Source organism: Methylocella tundrae, from assembly GCF_038024855.1.
Classification (GTDB): domain Bacteria; phylum Pseudomonadota; class Alphaproteobacteria; order Rhizobiales; family Beijerinckiaceae; genus Methylocapsa; species Methylocapsa tundrae.
The window spans coordinates 2,892,429-2,911,434 of the sequence record NZ_CP139089.1 but is presented as its reverse complement, the minus strand read 5'-3'; the positions used below and the strand labels follow the sequence as shown (position 1 = coordinate 2,911,434).

General features: G+C 64.2%; 17 protein-coding genes. 13 read left to right on the top strand and 4 right to left on the bottom strand.

Features of this window, described 5'->3' with window-relative positions; all coding sequences use genetic code 11:
* Positions 1–17 precede the first annotated feature (17 nt).
* The 10 genes from atpD (at position 18) to SIN04_RS15620 (ending at position 8,381) form a co-directional block, all read left to right on the top strand.
* A complete protein-coding gene (gene atpD, locus SIN04_RS15665; RefSeq protein WP_134490661.1) occupies positions 18–1,448 on the top strand; it encodes a F0F1 ATP synthase subunit beta in 1,431 nt (476 codons plus the stop codon).
* A complete protein-coding gene (locus SIN04_RS15660) occupies positions 1,445–1,864 on the top strand; it encodes a F0F1 ATP synthase subunit epsilon (protein WP_134490659.1) in 420 nt (139 codons plus the stop codon). The genes atpD and SIN04_RS15660 overlap by 4 nt, the downstream gene beginning before the upstream one ends.
* Positions 1,864–2,157, top strand: a complete 294-nt coding sequence (locus SIN04_RS15655; RefSeq protein WP_134490657.1) for an AtpZ/AtpI family protein — start codon at positions 1,864–1,866, stop codon at positions 2,155–2,157. The genes SIN04_RS15660 and SIN04_RS15655 overlap by 1 nt, the downstream gene beginning before the upstream one ends.
* Positions 2,154–2,459 carry an ATP synthase subunit I gene (locus tag SIN04_RS15650; protein WP_134490655.1) on the top strand — a complete coding sequence of 102 codons (306 nt, stop codon included), beginning with the start codon at positions 2,154–2,156 and terminating at the stop codon, positions 2,457–2,459. Before SIN04_RS15655 ends, SIN04_RS15650 begins: the two co-directional genes overlap by 4 nt.
* On the top strand, positions 2,456–3,154 hold the full coding sequence (locus SIN04_RS15645; protein ID WP_134490653.1) for a F0F1 ATP synthase subunit A: 699 nt from the start codon (positions 2,456–2,458) through the stop codon (positions 3,152–3,154). The genes SIN04_RS15650 and SIN04_RS15645 overlap by 4 nt, the downstream gene beginning before the upstream one ends.
* Positions 3,151–3,396: a F0F1 ATP synthase subunit C gene (locus SIN04_RS15640; protein ID WP_134490651.1), complete on the top strand. Its 246-nt coding sequence runs from the start codon at positions 3,151–3,153 to the stop codon at positions 3,394–3,396. The genes SIN04_RS15645 and SIN04_RS15640 overlap by 4 nt, the downstream gene beginning before the upstream one ends.
* A 4-nt stretch (positions 3,397–3,400) precedes the next feature.
* Entirely contained in the window at positions 3,401–4,144 is a 744-nt protein-coding gene (locus SIN04_RS15635; protein ID WP_134490649.1) for a F0F1 ATP synthase subunit delta, read from the top strand.
* Positions 4,128–5,678 carry a F0F1 ATP synthase subunit alpha gene (locus SIN04_RS15630; RefSeq protein ID WP_134490647.1) on the top strand — a complete coding sequence of 517 codons (1,551 nt, stop codon included), beginning with the start codon at positions 4,128–4,130 and terminating at the stop codon, positions 5,676–5,678. The genes SIN04_RS15635 and SIN04_RS15630 overlap by 17 nt, the downstream gene beginning before the upstream one ends.
* Positions 5,675–6,583, top strand: a complete 909-nt coding sequence (locus SIN04_RS15625; RefSeq protein ID WP_134490645.1) for a F0F1 ATP synthase subunit gamma — start codon at positions 5,675–5,677, stop codon at positions 6,581–6,583. Before SIN04_RS15630 ends, SIN04_RS15625 begins: the two co-directional genes overlap by 4 nt.
* A 328-nt stretch (positions 6,584–6,911) precedes the next feature.
* Complete coding sequence (locus SIN04_RS15620) at positions 6,912–8,381, top strand: acetyl-CoA hydrolase/transferase family protein (protein WP_341264476.1); 1,470 nt, start codon at positions 6,912–6,914, stop codon at positions 8,379–8,381.
* 7 nt (positions 8,382–8,388) lie between these two features.
* On the opposite strand, the gene SIN04_RS15615 is transcribed toward SIN04_RS15620, so the two are convergent.
* Positions 8,389–10,092 carry an ATP-binding protein gene (locus SIN04_RS15615; RefSeq protein WP_134492585.1) on the bottom strand — a complete coding sequence of 568 codons (1,704 nt, stop codon included), beginning with the start codon at positions 10,090–10,092 and terminating at the stop codon, positions 8,389–8,391.
* Between the two features lie 602 nt (positions 10,093–10,694).
* Here SIN04_RS15615 and ppdK point away from each other — a divergent pair.
* A complete protein-coding gene (gene ppdK, locus SIN04_RS15610) occupies positions 10,695–13,310 on the top strand; it encodes a pyruvate, phosphate dikinase (protein ID WP_244605992.1) in 2,616 nt (871 codons plus the stop codon).
* Between the two features lie 37 nt (positions 13,311–13,347).
* Here ppdK and SIN04_RS15605 read toward each other — a convergent pair whose 3' ends face one another.
* Positions 13,348–14,247 (bottom strand): AraC family transcriptional regulator, encoded by a 900-nt coding sequence (locus SIN04_RS15605; RefSeq protein ID WP_134490641.1) that lies wholly within the window; start codon positions 14,245–14,247, stop codon positions 13,348–13,350.
* 154 nt (positions 14,248–14,401) lie between these two features.
* Between SIN04_RS15605 and SIN04_RS15600 the strand changes: the two genes are divergently transcribed.
* Positions 14,402–15,184, top strand: coding sequence for an SDR family oxidoreductase (locus SIN04_RS15600; protein ID WP_134490639.1), 783 nt, complete (start codon positions 14,402–14,404; stop codon positions 15,182–15,184).
* A 234-nt stretch (positions 15,185–15,418) separates the two neighbouring features.
* Here the strand turns inward: SIN04_RS15600 and SIN04_RS15595 are convergent, their stop codons facing one another.
* Entirely contained in the window at positions 15,419–16,237 is an 819-nt protein-coding gene (locus tag SIN04_RS15595) for a DUF3108 domain-containing protein (RefSeq protein WP_134490637.1), read from the bottom strand.
* A 281-nt stretch (positions 16,238–16,518) separates the two neighbouring features.
* On the opposite strand from SIN04_RS15595, the gene SIN04_RS15590 reads away from it, so the two are divergent.
* Complete coding sequence (locus SIN04_RS15590) at positions 16,519–17,292, top strand: AprI/Inh family metalloprotease inhibitor (protein ID WP_166795957.1); 774 nt, start codon at positions 16,519–16,521, stop codon at positions 17,290–17,292.
* 35 nt (positions 17,293–17,327) lie between these two features.
* On the opposite strand, the gene pgi is transcribed toward SIN04_RS15590, so the two are convergent.
* Complete coding sequence (pgi, locus tag SIN04_RS15585; protein WP_134490633.1) at positions 17,328–18,974, bottom strand: glucose-6-phosphate isomerase; 1,647 nt, start codon at positions 18,972–18,974, stop codon at positions 17,328–17,330.
* Positions 18,975–19,006: the final 32 nt, after the last annotated feature.

Below are 19,006 nucleotides of genomic sequence, written 5' to 3'. Positions count from 1 at the left end.
AGCACGCGGAGCCAGCCGTGACCCCCGCCGCGGCGGCTGGCGTCGTCACATCGGTTCGAGGCGCCGTCGTCGACGTAACCTTCGAAGGCCAGTCGCTGCCGGCGATCAACACCGCCATGATCGTCGAATGGGACAGGCCGGAAGCTCTGATCCTCGAAGTGCATAGCCACCTCGATCCCGGCACTGTCCGCGCCATCGCGCTGCAGGCGACCGCCGGACTCGCGCGTGGAGTGCCCGTGCGCGCCACGCGCGAGCCCATTTCGACGCCGGTCGGGAATGCTGTTCTCGGGCGGCTCCTCGACGTCGTCGGGACATTGCGCGATCGCGGGCCCGCGCTGCCGGATGATACGCCCCGCCGCGCCATCCATCATGCGCCGCCGGCGCTGAAGGACGAAACCTCGACGACCGCGGTGTTCGAGACCGGCGTCAAGGTGATCGATCTTCTGGCCCCGCTCGCGCAGGGCGGCAAGGCGGCGATGTTCGGCGGCGCCGGCGTCGGCAAGACAGTGCTGGTGATGGAGCTGATCCACGCCATGGTCGAGAAATATCAGGGCATCTCCGTCTTCGCCGGCGTCGGCGAGCGCTCCCGCGAGGGCCATGAGCTGCTGACCGATATGCAGGGCTCCGGCGTGCTCGCGCGCACCGTGCTCGTCTATGGACAGATGAATGAACCGCCGGGCGCGCGCTGGCGCGTGCCGATGACCGCGCTCGCCATCGCGGAATATTTCAGAGACCAGAAGCATCAGAACGTGCTGCTGCTGATGGACAATGTGTTTCGCTTCGTGCAGGCTGGCAGCGAGGTGTCGAGCCTGCTCGGACGTCTGCCCTCACGGGTCGGCTATCAGCCGACCCTCGCAACGGAAGTCGCCGCGCTGCAGGAGCGCATCGCCTCGGTGGCGGGAGCGGCCGTCACCGCCATTCAGGCCGTCTATGTTCCGGCGGACGACTTTACCGACCCCGCCGTGACGGCGATCTCGAGCCACATGGACAGCATCATCATGCTGTCGCGCGCGCAGGCCGCCGAAGGTTTCTATCCCGCCGTCGATCCGCTCGGCTCGTCCTCGGCGCTGCTCGATCCTCTGATCGTGGGCGAGGAGCACTATCGCATCGCCGAGGCCGCGCGCAATACGATCGCCCGCTTCAGGGACCTGCAGGACATCATCGCCCTGCTCGGCGTCGAGGAGCTCGGCGCAAGCGATCGCCTGATCGTCAAGCGGGCGCGCAGGCTCCAGCGTTTCCTCAGCCAGCCCTTCGCCGTGACGGAGGCCTTCACCGGCGTCCCCGGCCGCAGCGTGGCGCGCGCCGACACGCTGAAAGGCTGCAAAGCCATTCTCGACGGCGAGACCGACGATTTCGCGGAAAGCTCACTCTATATGGTTGGAACGCTCGACGAAGCGCGCGAAAAAGAGGCCGCGTCCGCTAAAAAAGGATCGGGAAGCGCGTCATGAAGCTGCGCATCGTCACGCCACTTTCGGTCGTCGTCGATGAAGACGGCGTGCTCGCGCTGCGCGCCGAGGATTGCAGCGGCGGCTTCGGAATCCTGCCCCGGCACGCGGATTTTCTGACAAGCCTCGTTATCTCCATCGTCAGCTGGAAAAGCGGCGATGGAAAGCGCCGCTATTGCGCGGTGCGCCGCGGCGTCCTTTCCGTCACCGGCGGAGAGGCGATCGCCATCGCCACGCGCGAGGCGGTGGCGGGCGAGGATCTCCTGACGCTCGATCAAACGGTGCTCAGCCGCTTTCGCGCCGATATCGAGACGGAGCGCACCGAACGCGTCGAGAGCACGCGGCTGCAGCTCAACGCCATCCGCCAGATCATGCGCCATCTGCGGCCTGACGGGCGCGGCGCCACGGGATCTTTGTGATGAGCGCGCGCGAACCGGAGCCCGGCGAAGAAGACCCGCTGGTCAAAGGCGTCCGGCTGCGCGGCGAGCGGCATCGGCGCTGGCTGCGCGAGGGCGATCCCTCCGTGGCCCGCCGCCTCGCCCAGATCGGCGTGCTCGGCTGGATCATCGTCACGCCGATGCTGATCGGCATTTTCGCGGGCCGCTGGCTGGACCAGAAATTCAACTCGGGCCTATTCTGGACCGCGCCGCTGCTGATGCTTGGATTGGGTCTTGGATGCTGGTCCGCGTGGAAATGGATCAAGGACGCATGAACTTCTGGCCGTTCGACACCCTTCCCGCCGCCGGGACCGTCATCAGCCTCGTGGCGTATTTCGCAGGCGGCGTCGCGCTTGGCCTTGCCTATTTCGCGGCGCTCTGGCAAAGCGCCCGCCTGTTCGCTTCGGGCGGCCATACGGCGGTCGCCGTCGCGCTGACGATCGGCCGCTTCATCCTTCTCGGCGGCGCGCTGGCGCTGGCGAGCTTGCACGGCGCCCCGCCGCTGCTCGCCATGGCGCTCGGCGTGCTCATCGGCCGCGCCCTCGTCATGCGCAGGCTCAAAGAGGCGGCTGCATGACTTCGCCGCTCGCCAGCGTTGCGCTCTTTCATCTCGGCCCCGCGCCGATTACGGCTGGCGTCGTCGTCACATGGGCGATTATCGTCGTCCTCGCCGGCGGCGCCTTTCTCCTCACGCGCCGGCTGTCGCTTGTTCCTTCGGCGACACAGGCTGCGATGGAGCTCGTCGTCGAGACTTTGGACAGTCAGATCCGCGACACGATGAATGTCGAGCCGGCGCCCTATCGCGCCTTCATCGGCACTTTGTTCGTCTTTATCTTCGTCGCCAATTGGTCGTCGCTCGCGCCCGGCGTCGAGCCGCCGACGGCCCACATCGAGACCGACGCCGCGCTCGCGCTCCTCGTCTTCGTCGCTGTGATCTGGTTTGGCGTGCGCGCCGGCGGCCTGCGCGGCTATCTTGCCACTTTCGCCGCGCCGAACCCGATCATGATCCCGCTCAATTTCGTCGAGAGCCTCACGCGCACATTCTCCCTGCTCGTGCGCCTGTTCGGCAATGTGATGAGCGGCGTCTTCGTCATCGGCATTGTCCTGTCCCTCGCCGGCCTTCTCGTGCCGATCCCCCTGATGGCGCTCGATCTCCTCACCGGAGCGGTGCAGGCCTATATCTTCGCGGTGCTCGCGATGGTCTTCATCGCCGGCGCGGTCAGCGAGGGGAAGCCCGCCAACGATTCCTCAAATCAAAGGACCTCCGCATGAATTGGTTAGCCCTTGCCAGCATTGTTTCGGCGGCTGTCGCGGTCTCTTTCGGCGCCATCGGCCCGGCGCTTGCCGAGGGGCGCGCGGTAGCCGCCGCGATGGATGCGATCGCCCGCCAGCCGGAGGCCTCGAACACCATTTCCCGCACGCTCTTTGTCGGCCTCGCGATGATCGAGACGATGGCGATCTACTGCCTCGTCATCGCGCTGCTGCTTTTGTTCGCCAACCCGCTGCTGAAATGACGTCATGACCATCGATTGGTGGACGCTTGGCCTCCAGACCGTCAACGTCCTTATTCTGGTCTGGCTGCTTGGGCGTTTCTTCTGGCGTCCGGTCGCGGCGATCATCGAACAGCGCCGCGCCGCCGCACAGCAAATTCTCGCGGAAGCCGAGGCAAAGCGCAATGAGGCGAGCGCGGCGCTCGCGGACATCGAAAAAACGCGCGCCGGCTTCGCGCAAGAACGCGAGACGGTCCTTGCCGCCGCGCACGAAGAGGGCGAGCGCGAGCGGGCGGCGCGCCTGCAGGCGGCAGCGACGGAGGCCGAATCCCAGCAGGCGGCGGCGCGCGCCGCGATGCAAAAAGAGCAGGCCCTGGCGGAAAAAGCATTCGCCGATCGAGCGAGCCGTCTAGCCGTCGAAATCGCCGGACGCCTTGTCGCGCGGCTCGATGGAGCAGCGGCGCGCGCCGCCTTTCTGGACTGGCTGCTGAAAGAGATTCGCGACCTGCCCGATGCAACTCGGCAGGCGGTCGCCGCCGATGGCGTGACGCTCGAGGCGATCAGCGCGGCGCCGCTCGACCCCACAGAGGAGGAGCGCTACCGCAAGCTGATCACGGAAGCGCTCGGCGCGCAGCCCCGGATCGTCTTCAGGGCGGACCCCGGTTTGATCGCAGGACTCGAACTGCGCGGCCCTCAACTCGTCGTCAACAATAGCTGGCGCTCCGACCTCGATCGCATTCTCGCGGATTTGACGCATGACAACAGAATCTGACGCCGATGCGCAAGCCGACCGCTGGCTCGAAGGCGCGAGCGAAAAACTCGGCGCCGCGAAGCTTGGCCCCCAAGCCGACGCGATCGGCCGCGTCGAGGAAGTCGGCGACGGCATCGCCCTCATCTCCGGCCTGCCCAACGTCGGCCTCGATGAGCTTTTGCGCTTCGACAAGGGGCAATATGGTTTCGCGCAGGTGCTCGAGCGCGATCGCGTCGGCTGCGTGCTGCTCGACGAAGCGGACGCCATCGAGGCGGGCGACGCCGTGCGCGCCGGCGGCGATGTCGTGCGCGTGCCGGTGGGGCCGGCGCTGCTTGGCCGCATCATTGATCCGCTCGGCCGGCCGCTCGACGGCAAGGGGCCGATCGCGGCCGAAGCGCTGGAGCCGATCGAGCGTCCCGCCCCCGCGATCATCGACCGCGATCTCGTGACCGAGCCGGTCCAGACCGGCCTCGTTGTCGTCGATGCGCTGTTTGCACTCGGGCGCGGGCAGCGCGAGCTCATCATCGGCGACCGCGCCATCGGCAAAACCACGATCGCGGTCGACGCGATCATCAATCAAAGGACGAGCGACATAATCTGCGTCTATGTCGCGGTCGGCCAGAAAAGTTCAAGCGTCCGCCGCGCTATTGACGCAATCACGGCGAGCGGAGCGCCGGAACGCTGCATCATCGTCGTCGCGCCGCCGGCAAGCTCGCCGGGGCTGCAATGGATCGCGCCGTTCGCCGGCTTCACAATGGCTGAATATTTCCGCGACCGCGGTCAGCATGCCCTGATCGTCATCGACGATCTGTCGAAACATGCGGCGACCCACCGCGAGATTGCGTTGCTGACGCGTCAGTCGCCGGGGCGCGAGGCCTATCCCGGCGACGTGTTCTATGTTCATGCGCGGCTGCTGGAGCGCGCGGCCAAGCTCTCCAAGGAAAAGGGCGGCGGCTCGCTGACGGCGCTGCCGATCGCGGAGACAGACGCGGGCAATCTCAGCGCCTATATCCCGACCAATCTCATCTCGATCACGGATGGTCAGATCGTGCTCGACGCGAAGCTCTTTCATGAAGGGCAGAAGCCGGCCGTCGACGTCGGCGTCAGCGTCAGCCGCGTCGGCGGCAAGACGCAGGCGCGCGCGCTGCGCGAAGCCGCCGAGATGCTGCGCCTCGACTACGCCCAGTTTCTCGAACTCGAGATGTTCACCCGCTTCGGCGGCATGCCCGACACGCGCGTGCGCGCCCAGCTGACGCGCGGCGCGCGCATCCGCGCCATTCTCGCACAGCCCCAGCACGCGCCGCTGCGGCTGGCAGACGAAGTCGCGCTGATCCTCTCCATTCAATCCGGCCTGCTGGACAAGCTTCCCGTAGCAATCGTCCCCGCGTTCCGGCAAGGCCTCGCCGATGCGCTCGGCCGCGGCGCGCCGGACGCCGTGCGGCTCATCGAGGAGACCGGGACGCTCGATGAAGCGCACAAGCAGGCGCTGCTGCAGACGCTGCAACATTATGTTCAGTCCATCACGCCGCCGGTGAAAGCGGCGGGCGCGCCATGACCGAACGGCTCGCCGAAATCAGCGCCCGTATCGAGGGCATGCGCCAGCTCGGCGCCGTGGTCAATGCGATGCGCGGCATCGCCGCGGCGCGCGCGCAGCAGGCCCGCCGCCAATTGCTTGCCGTCGACAGCTATGCGGCGACCATCGCCGCCGCGATCGGCCGCGTCGTCGCGTTGGCGCCGCCGCCGGCGTCAATCGCGCGCGCATCGGGCCGGCCAGCGCTCGTGCTGTTTTGCGCGGAACAGGGATTTGCCGGCGCCTTTAGCGAGCGCGTATTCGACGCCGCGGGCGCTGATCTTTCGGCCTCCGACCTTTTTCTGATCGGCTCGCGCGGCGCGACCCTCGGCGCTGAACGAGGCGTCAACGCCGGCTGGAAAAGCGCCATGCCCGCGCATACCGACGGCATCCCGAAACTTGCGGACTGCATCACCGAGGCGCTCTACGGAAAGATCGCGACGGCAGAGATCGACCGGCTCGACGCCGTCTTCAGCCAATGGCGGCCGGGCGGCGGCGTGCATGTTGAACGGCGCCGCCTCTTTCCCATGGATTTGTCCGTATTTCCGCCACCCCGCGACAGGAACTGCCCCCTCCTCAACCTCCCCGCGACGACGCTTCTTTCCGGACTGACCGCGGATTACATGCATGCGCAGCTTTGCAACGCCGCGCTGCACGCCTTCGCGGCCGAGAACGAGGCGCGAATGGAGGCGATGGCTTCGGCGCGACGGCAGATCGAGCGCCAGCTTGCCGCATTGCAGGCGAGACAGCGCCTTGTACGTCAGGATGAGATCACAGCCGAGATCATCGAGCTCGCCGCCGGCGAAACAGCGATGTCCGACGTCTTCGCCGCGCCTCGCGCCGCAGCGCGCAAAGCCAAGCGTGAAGGCGGTGAAGCGGATCGAGGCTGATCTCCAACCCGCAGCCTGATCCGCAGATCTCGAAGTGTTCGGCGAACGATCCTGCCATTGTCGAGATGGTCTGATACGAATTCAGATCGTCATCACTCTGACGATTATTGTCCGTGTCGAGAGACTCAATTTCGATTACAGCATGATTACAAGGCGCAATTTGCATATCCAATGTTTGCAATGACGTTCATTTCACTTTATTGAACGCGCTTTCTGATATGAACGGCCGATTTCAGCGCCGGACGCAGCGGGAGAGACGATCTTGACTGGCCAGTTGCTCACGAAGGACCATTCGAGAATTGGATGCGAGCGTCTGCGGTCAAAGATGATGACGGCGGAGGACGCGGCCGCGCTGATTGGCTCTGGCGCAACTGTCGGCATGAGCGGCTTTACGGGGTCCGGCTATCCGAAGGCCGTGCCGCTGGCGCTCGCCGCCCGCATCGAGGCGGAGCATAAGGCCGGCAATCCATTTCGCCTGCGCATCTGGACCGGCGCCTCCACCGGCCCCGAACTCGATGGCGCGCTCGCTCGCGTTGACGGCATCGAGCTGCGGCTGCCCTATAATTCCGATCCGATCGCCCGCGAAAAGATCAATCGCGGCGAGATGGAATATTTCGACATGCATCTCAGCCAGGTCGCGCCGATGGCGTGGCAGGGCTTCCTTGGTCCGCTCGACACGGCGGTGATCGAGGTCACCGGCATCCGGCCGGACGGGTCGTTGATTCCCTCTTCGTCCGTCGGCAACAACAAGACATGGCTCGACCGGGCGCGGCAGGTCATCCTTGAAGTCAATCGCTGGCAAAATCCCGCGCTCGACGGCATGCATGATATTTATTATGGCACCGCGCTGCCGCCGAACCGCGTGCCGATCCCGCTCATTCGCACGGACGATCGCATCGGTCAGCCTTATCTGCAATGCGACCCCGACAAGATCGTCGCCATCGTCGAAACCGATGCGCCTGATCGCAACCTGCCCTTCTCGGCGCCCGACGAAGCGGCGCGCAGCATCGCCGGACACCTCATCGAATTCTTCCGGCATGAGGTGGCGAAGGGCCGGTTGCCGCAGTCGCTGCTGCCGCTCCAGTCGGGCGTCGGCAATATCGCCAACGCCGTATTGAGCGGGCTGCTCGACTCGCCGTTCGAGAACCTGACGGCCTATACAGAAGTCATCCAGGACGGCATGCTGGACTTGCTGGCCGCCGGAAAGCTGCGCGTCGCTTCGGCCACAGCCTTCTCGCTGAGCCCGGAGGCGGCCGCCTCGCTCAACGACAATATGGCGGACTTCCGCGACAAGATGATTTTGCGCCCGCAAGAGATCAGCAACCACCCGGAACTGATCCGCCGTCTCGGCTGCCTCGCGATGAACGGATTGATCGAGGCCGATATTTATGGCGCCGTCAACTCCACGCATGTGATGGGATCGCGCATACAGAACGGCATCGGCGGCTCCGGCGATTTCGCGCGCAACGCTTTCGTGTCGATCTTCATGACGCCATCAACCGCGAAGGGCGGCAAAATCTCGGCGATCGTGCCGCAATGCTCGCATGTCGATCATATCACGCAGGACGTGCAGGTCATTGTGACCGAGCAGGGCCTTGCCGATCTTCGCGGCCTTTCGCCGAAGCAGCGCGCCGAACTCATCATCGCAAAATGCGCTCATCCCGCTTACCGGCCGGCGCTCGAAGATTATTATCGGCGCGCGAAGAAAGGCTCCTACGGCCAGCAATCGCCTTCGCTGCCGGGCGAGGCGCTGTCCTGGCACCAGCGCTTCATCGAGACAGGCTCGATGCTGCTCTGACCGGCGCTCAGGCGGCCGACGCCTCCATCATGTCCATGCCGCGAAAGATGGAGCAGCGCCGGAAGGCTTCGAGCGACGGCTTTTCCCTCTTTTGATGACAGAATTTTCCGACCAGCTTGGCGAGGCCCTTGATGTCGCGCCCCGTCGCCGCCGGAAAAAGATCAACCAGCCGCGCGATCAGCTCATCGTCGACGTCGAGTGCGAACTGGTCGACCATCACGCGCCAGATCTTGCGCCGAGCATCCGTGTCCGGCGGATAATATTTGATGAGGGCGATGCAACGGGAAACAATCGCCTCGTCGATATCGTCGATGCGGTTGGTGGTCAGAAACAACAGCCCGTTGAAATATTCCAGCACCCTCAGAAAGACGCCGACCACCGCGTTCATGGTCATGTCGTTGTCGCGTTTCTTGATGTAGACGTCGGCCTCGTCGATCAGCATCACGGCGCCCCAGCGCTGCGCGCGCGTCAACACCTCCTTGAGGGCGCTTTCCATGGCCGCCACATTGAGGCCGAGCTGGCCTGAGTGGACGCGGTAGAGCGGACGCCTGATGATCTCCGAATAGACCTCCGCGGTCAGGGTCTTGCCGACGCCGGGCGGGCCGGCGCACAACACCGTGGTGCCGCCTGATTTTCCCGCCACGATATCGTCCATCAGCACATCCATTTCGGCGGTCAGTATGTCGATGAGATCGGTTTGTTCGGGCGGCAGAACGAGCTTCTGCTTCAGGGCGGGCTTGTATTCATAGGGCTCCATGTCGTCCACATGGACCCAGATGTAATGATGCAGTTCGAGATGAAACATCAGCACAAAGCCATGCACCGGGATCTTGGTGAACAGCCCCGCCGGCAATGCGTCCTGCAACTCCTTGACCTCGTCTTCGGCGTCGAACTTGCTGCTCTTTGAAGCCTTGCGCAGATAGGGCGTCAGGATTTCGCCCGGAACGTCGAGAGTGAGGGCGCGATTGGTCAAAATGCTTTCGTCATTGACCAGCCGGGCCGGCGACCCGGTGGTTGACAACACCACAATGTCCTTGCGCGACCAATCCATCTCGCGATGCGAGGAATTCGGATCCTCCGCATAAAACCCCGTGCCGCGCGCCGAAAATTGTCCGCCGTACCGGGCGCGCCAGTCGAAATAGCGATCAATCGTCTCGTCGTAAGCGGCGATCAGTTCCGGCGTTTCCTTCAGAAAGCCCTTCGCCGCGAAGATTTCCCCAATGGTCTTGCCGTCGATGTCATTGCTGCTCACGCGCACGGTATTGACCGCCACCGCGCCTTTGGCGTTGGCCTTCAGTTCGATAAAGAGCCTGCCGGCTTCCTCATTCGAAGCCGGCGTATAGTCAAGCCGCGTTATCACGTAAGGCAAGGGCTTGGTCGCGACATTCGCCGTGAACACCCATCCGCGAATAGCGTCGGCGAGCAGATAGCGGACGATCGCGGGGAGCACCATTTCGAGATCGTTCGGACCGAAGCGCACGCCCTTGTCATTGAGGGTCTGGCGCAACGTCGACAATTGCGCCGCGCGGATCTGCATGTCCGGGCCCGCCTTGCGGTAAAGCTCGCCAAGGAGGCCAATCTGGGCGTCGGACAATTGGCTGAACGCCACTTCGACCCTGTCGCCGAAGCGCAACTGCTCCTTGAGGGCGGCGAGGTCGGGAAACTCGCCGATCATCGCTTCGATATAAGGCCGCTCAATCTGGACTTTCATCATGCCTTCGATCCCCGCTCAGGGCGCGAACAGAGGGCGCCGGCCCCGGAACCGCCGCTCCGGCGCAGCCGCGACGGGAGCCCGGCAGGTTCACACCCTTAGTGATTATTGATGACCATTTCCGCATGAGGCTTCGAGACCGGAGCCAGACTCTTCCCGCAAACGCCGGCCATCGTCGGTGATGATTTGAGTCTGTTCGATTCGAGCCAATTCGGACGTTTTGTGATCGGGTTGCGAAAACCGTTCCATTTCATGCGGACGGCCATTCGCGCTCCCGGCGGGCGCGCCAACGCTGACGCAGCGTCGGATTTGGGCGCGTGAAATGTCGGAAAGCTTGCAAAGAGCGCGGCGCGCAACAGGCAGAGCCGCCGCGGGAACGGACGAGGAACATCAGAGCGCAGAGAAATTTTCGGCGCTAAATCAAATTTAGGAGATTTGGCTGGCTTTCCTTGAGCGCGCGAGAGCTTTAGACTCAGCAAGGCTTAAGCAGAGCAAGACAGGCGCATCAGCCGGGGGTTGAGATCTTGACGACAGAAAGCAGCACGCGGAAGACGAAATGGGTTTACGCGTTCGGCGGCGGCAAGGCCGAAGGGACGACCAAAATGCGCGACCTTCTCGGCGGCAAGGGCGCAAACCTCGCCGAGATGGCCAATCTCGGCCTTCCCGTGCCCCCCGGCTTCACCATTACGACGGAAGTCTGCACCTATTTCTACAAGAACGGGAAGAGCTACCCGCCCGAACTCGAAGCCGATGTGAACGCGGCGCTCGAGGCGACCGGCGCCATCGCTGGCCATGTCTTTGGAGATCCGGTCAATCCGCTGCTCGTTTCGGTCCGCTCCGGGGCGAGGGCCTCCATGCCGGGCATGATGGACACCGTGCTGAACCTCGGCCTCAACGACGTCACCGTCGAGGCGCTGGCGCAGAGTTCGGGCAATGCGCGTTTCGCCTATGATTCCTATCGCCGCTTCATCCAGATGTATTCGAATGTCGTGCTCAATATCGATCACCACGAATTCGAGACGATCCTCGATAGCTTCAAGGACCGCAAGGACGCGACGCTCGACACGGATCTCGATGCGGCGGACTGGAAGGAAGTGATCGCCGATTATAAGGCGAAGGTCGCCGAAATGCTGGCCGAGCCCTTCCCGCAGGACCCGAAAGCGCAGCTTTGGGGCGCGATCGGCGCCGTCTTCGGCTCCTGGATGAATCCCCGCGCCGAAACATACCGGCGGTTGAACGGCATTCCCGCGAGCTGGGGCACCGCCGTCAATGTGCAGGCGATGGTTTTCGGCAATATGGGCGAGACCTCCGCGACGGGCGTCGCCTTCACCCGCGATCCCTCGACGGGCGAGAACCTGCTCTACGGCGAATTTCTCATCAACGCGCAAGGGGAGGATGTCGTCGCTGGCATCCGCACGCCGCAGAACATCACCGAGGCCGCGCGCATCGCGGCCCGTTCGGAGAAGCCCTCGATGGAGGCGGCGCTGCCGGAGGCCTTCGCCGAATTCCGGCGCACCACCGCCCTGCTTGAAAAGCACTACCGCGACATGCAGGACATAGAGTTCACCGTCGAGAACGGCAAACTCTGGATGCTGCAGACGCGCTCCGGCAAACGCACCTCCAAGGCCTCGCTGCGCATCGCCGTCGAAATGGCCAATGAGGGGCTGATCACCCGCGAAGAAGCGATCGCGCGCATCGATCCGGCCGCGCTCGACCAGTTGCTCCATCCGACGATTGACCCAAAGGCCGAGCGCAAAATCGTCGCGACCGGCCTGCCGGCTTCGCCGGGCGCTGCGAGCGGCGAGATCGTCTTCAGTTCCGAAGACGCCGAGACGGCGAAGGCCGCGGGCAAAGCCGTGATCCTCGTACGCATAGAGACGAGCCCGGACGACATTCACGGCATGAATGTCGCCGAGGGCATTCTGACGACGCGCGGCGGCATGACCTCCCATGCGGCCGTGGTGGCGCGCGGCATGGGCAAGCCCTGCGTCTCCGGCGCCGGAACAATCCGCATCGATTACAAGACCGAGAAGATGACGGCGGCCGGCGTCGAGTTCTCGAAAGGCGACATCATCACGATCGACGGAGCGGCGGGCCAGGTGCTCCAGGGCGAAATCGCCATGCAAAAACCCGAGCTCTCCGGCGAATTTCAGGCGCTGATGGGCTGGGCCGACGCGATCCGCCGGATGGCCGTGCGCGCCAACGCAGAGACGCCGCAGGACGCCCGGATTGCGCGCCAGTTCGGCGCCGAAGGCATCGGGCTCTGCCGGACGGAGCATATGTTCTTCGAGGGCGACCGCATCATCGCGGTGCGCGAGATGATCCTCGCCGATGATGAGGCCGGACGGCGCAAGGCTTTGGCCAAGCTTTTGCCGATGCAGCGCAGCGATTTCGCCGAGCTGTTCGAGATCATGTCCGGCCTGCCGGTGACGATCCGCCTGCTCGATCCGCCGCTGCACGAGTTTCTGCCGCAATCGGACGAAGAGATCGCAGAGGTCGCCGCGTCAATGGGCGTCTCAGCCGACGCCCTCAAGCGCCGGGCCGCCGAATTGCATGAATTCAATCCGATGCTCGGCTTTCGCGGCTGCCGGCTGGCGATCGCCTTCCCCGAGATCGCCGAAATGCAGGCGCGCGCGATCTTCGAGGGCGCCATCGCCGCCGGAAAGCAGACCGGCAGAGTCGTGACGCCCGAGATCATGGTGCCGCTCGTCATCGCCAAGGCCGAATTTGATCTGGTGCGGGCGACGATCGACCAAATGGCGCAGACGGTGGCGAAAGAGACGGGGGAAACCATCCCCTACCATGTCGGCACGATGATCGAGCTGCCCCGCGCGTGCCTGCGCGCCGCCGAAATCGCCGAGACGGCGGAGTTCTTCTCCTTCGGCACCAATGACCTCACCCAGACGGGCCTTGGCATTTCGCGCGACGACGCCGCCTCATTCCTTGGGCGCTACACGGCGAAAGGCATCCTGCCGGCTGATCCCTTCGTCACGATCGATCAGGACGGCGTCGGCGAACTCGTCGAAATCGCCGCCGAGCGCGGACGCAAAACCCGGCCCGACATCAAGCTCGGCATTTGCGGCGAACATGGCGGCGATCCGCATTCGATCGCCTTCTGCGAGAAAATCGGCCTCAGCTATGTGTCCTGCTCACCCTTCCGCGTGCCGATCGCAAGGTTGGCCGCGGCGCAGGCGGCGCTGGCCAAAAAGGGCGATTGATCGGGCTCGAACGGCGCGACGGCTGTCGCCGACGCCCTTACGCGGGAGGGGAGCGCAATTCGACGGCGTCGCGCCTCGGAGGGGCGCCGAACATGCGCGCATATTCCCGGCTGAATTGCGAGGCGCTCTCATAGCCGACCCGATAGGCGGCGCTCGTCGCATTGGCGGCCTCCGCCAGCATGAGGCGGCGGGCTTCGAGCAGCCTTAACTGTTTTTGATATTGCAGCGGCGTCAGCGAGGTCATCGCCTTGAAATGGTGGTGGAAAGACGACGGGCTCATATGCGCGACGGCGGCAAGGCGCTCGATGCGCACCGGGCTTGCGAATTCTTTCCGCATGACATGGATTGCCCTGGCGATGCGTTGGGTATGGCTATCGGGCAGCGTCAGGCGCCGGATTGCCGCCCCGTCAGGGCCGGTCAGCAGCCAATAATACAATTCCCGCATGATCGAGGGATAGAGCGCCGGGATGGCGTGCGGCGTCTTCAGCAGGCGCATCAATCGCAATGCGCAGTCGATCAGCGGCGGCCCGAAGTCGCCGACGAAGACGCCAAGGCTTCGGTCAGTCGCGGCGATTGGATCTGCCGGCTCGGCGAACTGCTCCATGACCTCGCGCATGAGATTGACGTCGATCTCGATGACCATGGCAAGGAAAGGTTTGCCCGGGGCCGCGTGCGTCACCCTCCCGAGAATGGGTAAATCCAGGCTGACCACCAGATATTGCAGCTCGCCATAGTCAAAAACCTCATCGCCGAGCATGACCTGCTTGGCGCCCTGCACGTTAATGCATAACGCCGGCTTATAGAGCGCGTGCCGAGGCGAAGTCGGCCGATCGGATCGCATCAGCATCAGCGCTTCGACGCCAGTTGCGTAAAACGCGCCGCTGCTCGCACGCGTGTCGGTATAGGCGAGAACGGCGTCCCTCAAGGCTGACGACATGCGAAATCTCCGCGGACGATCCAACATAGCGCTTGCCGCGCTCCGACGCCAAGGGCGGCTGGAGGATTAGGCAAATAATTCAAATATCCGGGCATTCAGCAGGGACAGTCGGCGCGGTAGCTTGCGCCTCACACGAGCTCACGGAGAAAAGCCAATGCCGACCATCGAACATGACGCCCGCCACAACAGAGTAGCGCTCGTGACCGGCGCCAGCCGCGGCCTTGGCCGCAATACCGCGCTGAGCCTCGCCAGCAAAGGCGTCGACGTCATCATCACCTATCACTCCAACCGGGATGAGGCGAAGTCCGTCGTTTCGGCGATCGAGGCCTTCGGCCAAAAGGCCGCCGCCTTGCAGCTCGACACCGGCGACAGCGCGTCTTTCGACGGCTTTGCCGCGCAGCTGGCGAAGACACTGAGGGAAAGCTTCGGCGTCGAAAGGTTCGATTATCTCGTTAATAACGCGGGAATCGGCCTCCATGCCGCCTTCGCGCAGACGACGGAGGCTGATTTCGACAGGCTGATCAACGTCAATCTCAAGGGCGTGTTTTTCCTGACGCAGAAGCTGCTGCCGCTCATCGCCGACGGCGGGCGCATCGTGAATCTTTCCTCGGGCCTGGCCCGCTTCACCCTGCCCGGCCTCTCGGCCTATGCCGCGACAAAGGGCGCCATCGAAGTGCTGACCCGTTATCTCGCAAAGGAGCTCGGCGCGCGCGGCATTGCCGTCAACACGGTTGCGCCGGGTGCGATCGAGACCGACTTTAGCGGCGGCTTGGTGCGCGACAACCCCGAGGCCAATCGAAGCGTCGCCTCGCAGACGGCGCTCGGACGGGCCGGCTTGCCGGACGACATCGGGCCGATGATCGCCTCGCTGCTGTCTGATGATAACCGCTGGGTGAACGGGCAGCGCATCGAGGTGTCCGGCGGCGCCTATCTCTGATGCCGGAGACTTTGGAGGGAATCGTCATATCGCGGCGGTCGCGGCCCGGATCATGGCCGGCTCAAAGCTGACGCCCTCATCAAAAACGATCGGCGATGGAAGCCCAAGCCGCCTTGAAAAAAACGGATGGTCTAGAGCGGAATGCGTTCAAGCGGAAACGCATTTCGCTCTCTAAGCCTTTGTTTCACCGCATGATGTGGGCCCGAAAAGTCTGCAACTTTTCGGCATCATGCTCTAATGGGTCGCGGCGGTGACGCTGCTTGGCTCGACCGAAAACTCCACCGCCTCGATGAGCGCTTCGCCGGCGAGCGTCATCAGCTCGACGCGGAGGGGGACGACGACATGGGCGCCCTCGACCGGGGCCAGCCAGACTTGGATCTGCCGGTTCTCCGCCATGAAACGGGTCGAACGCGAATCCCGCTTGTGGCCCGCGATCGGCGTATAGCGCGCGGCGCAGACCGAGACCGGGCCTGAATAGCCGGGGATCGAAACGGTGCGCGTGCCTGTATACATCAGCGTGATGTCGAAGCGCACGAAGCCGTCGTAAACGGGGATGCGGCGATTGCACGCGGATGGGCCGACGAGCGGCTGGCCGTTCGGCACCGCCATGATGAAGGCGCTGGTCGGGTCGAGAACATTGCGCTTATGGCTTTCCGTGACGGGAACGCGGCCGTCCCTGTCCTCCCAGGGCGGGGAAATATCGACAGCCTTGACGTTGCCGCCGACGAGCGCCATGCGGACGGTGCGGGTTTCCTGCGAATTGCCGGACGTCGTTGCATAGGTCGCGGGCGCGAGTGAGCCGCTCCGCATCGAGCCGGTCGAGGTCAGGGCCATTCTGACGTCGGCGACCAGCGCCGCGACGCCAGTCAATTTTGCATTGAAATCAATGCGGTATTTGTTGGAGTCCAACGACCCGACGGCGGCGGCGTCGCCAATATGCAGTCCGACCAAACTCACGGCGTAGCGCGCGCGCACGATCTCCGCGCGGGCGGGGGCGAAGCCAAGCTGCAAACCAAGGCCAAGAGCAAATGCGAGGCCGACAAGGCGAATCAAGGGCGATCTCCTCGGCGCGCGATGAATGCAGTTCGAATCAACGCGGCCGCCCAACGTGTTTGTCCGACGTCTTTGTAACGCAAAATCTTGTCCGAAATGTCGGCAAATTTTTAGCAAATCCCTCAAGATTTCCGCGCCGGTTGCGGCTCGCCAGCAGGGCGGCGCGGCCAAACCGGGTCAAAGCGCCCCGTCCATATTGGCGGCGCGCGGCTTTCCTTTATAGTCTTTTCGGTTCTTGTGCGAACCCGGCTCGAGCGTTATCAGCGATCATGCGCCATAAATTGAAAAACAAAGCCGTCCGCGCGGGGCCGCCCCTGCGGTCTCTTCTTCTTGGCCTCGCCGGCTGGGGACTCGCGTTATCGGCCTCGCCTCTTTGCGCGCTGACCCTCGACAGTCCTCAGGCCGTCCTCGGCCAGTGGGAACTGTCGCTCGAAGGCAGCAACAAGACCTGCCGCCTGACGTTGCGGGGCGAGCAGATACATGGCGGCTTTTACATCGGCATGCCCGCCGGATGCCGGCGCGCCTTGCCGGTCCTGTCGAATATCGTCGCCTGGGGTTTACCGGACAGCGCGCATCTCGACCTCGCGGATGTCAATGGCGCTCCTCTGCTCTATTTTACGATGGAGAATGACGCCCTTGTCGCGACGGGGACGCAGGGCGAAACCTATCGGCTGACCTTCGTTGTGAGCGCCCCGGGGCATGCCGCCGCTGCGCCAGACGCGTTGCGCCTCGACGCGGCGCCGCCCGCGGCCGCTCCGGTCAAAGCCGCCCCGCTTCGTTCCGCGGACGTGCCGGGGCGTTACGCCGTCCTGCGCGAGGGCGGGCGTGACACCGGCTGCATGGTGACCCTCGACGTCGGCGGCAAAGCCTTTTTGTCTCCGGCCTGCCGCGATCAAGGCATTGTGATCTTCGATCCGATGGGCTGGCGCCTCGCGGGCGGACGGCTCGTGCTGAGGGCGCGCAAGGGACACACGGCTCAGCTCGACCTGCAGCCGGACGGCAGCTGGCTCAAAGACCCCAAAGACGCCAAAAGCCTCGCCCTGAAAAAGCTTTAGGGCAGGGTTTTTGCAGGCGGACGGCTGATCCGGCGCTACATTGCCGCGCGAGTCCTTCGCGCCTCGACGAGCCCCGCGGTCGAGGAATCGAGGCCTTCCGTCGAAAGGCCGGAGTCCGAGACGATGGGGCCGAGTTTGAGCGCCAGTTCCTTGCCTAGTTCGACTCCCCATTGATCGAAGGAGTTGATGTCCCAGATGACGCCCTGCACAAACACCTTGTGCTCATAGAGCGCGATCAGCCGGCCGAGCGTGCGCGGCGTCAGTTGCCTGTAGAGAAACGTGCTCGACGGCCTGTCGCCCTGAAACACTTTGTGCGGGGCGAGAGCCTTGATCGCGTCAGGGCTCAGCTTTTGTGATTCGAGCAGCGAAACGACCTCCGCGAGCGAGCGGCCCTGCATCAGCGCCTGGCTCTGCGCGAGGCAGTTGGCGAACAGGATTTCGTGATGCTTTGCGTCGGCCGCGATCGGCTCGGCGGCGACGAGAAAATCGATCGGCACGATTTCCGTGCCCTGATGCAGCAGCTGAAAGAAAGCGTGCTGGCCATTGGTGCCGGGCTCGCCCCAGATGACGGGGGCGGTGGCGCGCGTGACGGCGGCGCCCGAAAGATCGACCGACTTGCCGTTCGATTCCATGTCGAGCTGTTGCAGATAGGCGGAAAAGCGCGCCATCCTCTGATCGTAGGGGATTACGGCATGGGTCGCAAAGCCAAACACATTGCGATACCAGACGCCGAGCAGCGCCATCAGCACGGGAATGTTGCGATCGAGCGGCGCCTCCATGAAGTGCCGGTCGATATCCTCGCCGCCGCGCAGAAAATCCTCGAAATTGTCGCGGCCGATGCCGATCGCCAGCGAAAGCGCGATTGCAGACCAGACCGAATAGCGCCCGCCGACCCAATCCCAGAAGCCGAACACGCGATCGCTTGCGATGCCGAAGGCGGCGATCTTTTCGAGCTGCGTCGAGACGGCGCAGAAATGATCGCCGATCGCCGCCTCTCCAAGCTTTTCCGCGACATATTTGCGCGCGGTCGCGGCGTTGGTCATCGTCTCCAGCGTCGTGAACGTCTTGGAGCAGATGATGAAAAGCGTCGTCTCGACAGGGACGCGCCGCATCGTATCGGCGAAATCCGCGCCGTCGACATTGGCGACGAAATGCAGGCTGAGGTGATCGGCGATGAAAGGCGAGAGCGCGCGCGCCGCCATGGCGGGGCCAAGGTCCGAGCCGCCAATGCCGAAGTTGACGATGTCGGTAAAGCGTTCGCCATTGGCCGCCCTGATCTCGCCATTGCGCACCCGCTCGGCGAAGGCTTCCATCTTGCGCCGCTCGGCGATGACCTGCGGCATGACGTCAACGCCAGCGGCCCGCATCGGCGCGCCGCCGAGATTGCGCAAAGCCATGTGCAGGGCCGCGCGATGTTCAGTGCCATTGACGGGATCGCCATTGAACAGGGCGGCGCGCCGCGCCTCGACTTTGGCGGCGCGCGCGAGGTCGAGCAGCAGCCCTCGCGTCTCATCGGTGACGCGGTGTTTCGAGAAATCAAACAGGAGATCGTCGAAGGCGACAGAAAAGCGCGCGAATCGCCGCGGATCGGCGGCGAATAAATCCGAGATCCTGCGCCCGCTGATCTGCAGCTTGTGCGCTTCCAGCGCGGCGAAAGCTTGCGCGACTTCACTGCTGGCCATGGGCGAACCTCGCTGACGACGACGGCGCGTTA

Coding starts and splice junctions, on each gene's coding strand:
- SIN04_RS15660 (WP_134490659.1), top strand. CDS start 1,445: ATGAAGCTGCGCATCGTCACGCCACTTTCGGTCGTCGTCGATGAAGAC.
- SIN04_RS15655 (WP_134490657.1), top strand. CDS start 1,864: ATGAGCGCGCGCGAACCGGAGCCCGGCGAAGAAGACCCGCTGGTCAAA.
- SIN04_RS15650 (WP_134490655.1), top strand. CDS start 2,154: ATGAACTTCTGGCCGTTCGACACCCTTCCCGCCGCCGGGACCGTCATC.
- SIN04_RS15645 (WP_134490653.1), top strand. CDS start 2,456: ATGACTTCGCCGCTCGCCAGCGTTGCGCTCTTTCATCTCGGCCCCGCG.
- SIN04_RS15640 (WP_134490651.1), top strand. CDS start 3,151: ATGAATTGGTTAGCCCTTGCCAGCATTGTTTCGGCGGCTGTCGCGGTC.
- SIN04_RS15635 (WP_134490649.1), top strand. CDS start 3,401: ATGACCATCGATTGGTGGACGCTTGGCCTCCAGACCGTCAACGTCCTT.
- SIN04_RS15630 (WP_134490647.1), top strand. CDS start 4,128: ATGACAACAGAATCTGACGCCGATGCGCAAGCCGACCGCTGGCTCGAA.
- SIN04_RS15625 (WP_134490645.1), top strand. CDS start 5,675: ATGACCGAACGGCTCGCCGAAATCAGCGCCCGTATCGAGGGCATGCGC.
- SIN04_RS15620 (WP_341264476.1), top strand. CDS start 6,912: ATGACGGCGGAGGACGCGGCCGCGCTGATTGGCTCTGGCGCAACTGTC.
- SIN04_RS15615 (WP_134492585.1), bottom strand. CDS start 10,092: ATGAAAGTCCAGATTGAGCGGCCTTATATCGAAGCGATGATCGGCGAG.
- ppdK (WP_244605992.1), top strand. CDS start 10,695: ATGCGCGACCTTCTCGGCGGCAAGGGCGCAAACCTCGCCGAGATGGCC.
- SIN04_RS15605 (WP_134490641.1), bottom strand. CDS start 14,247: ATGTCGTCAGCCTTGAGGGACGCCGTTCTCGCCTATACCGACACGCGT.
- SIN04_RS15600 (WP_134490639.1), top strand. CDS start 14,402: ATGCCGACCATCGAACATGACGCCCGCCACAACAGAGTAGCGCTCGTG.
- pgi (WP_134490633.1), bottom strand. CDS start 18,974: ATGGCCAGCAGTGAAGTCGCGCAAGCTTTCGCCGCGCTGGAAGCGCAC.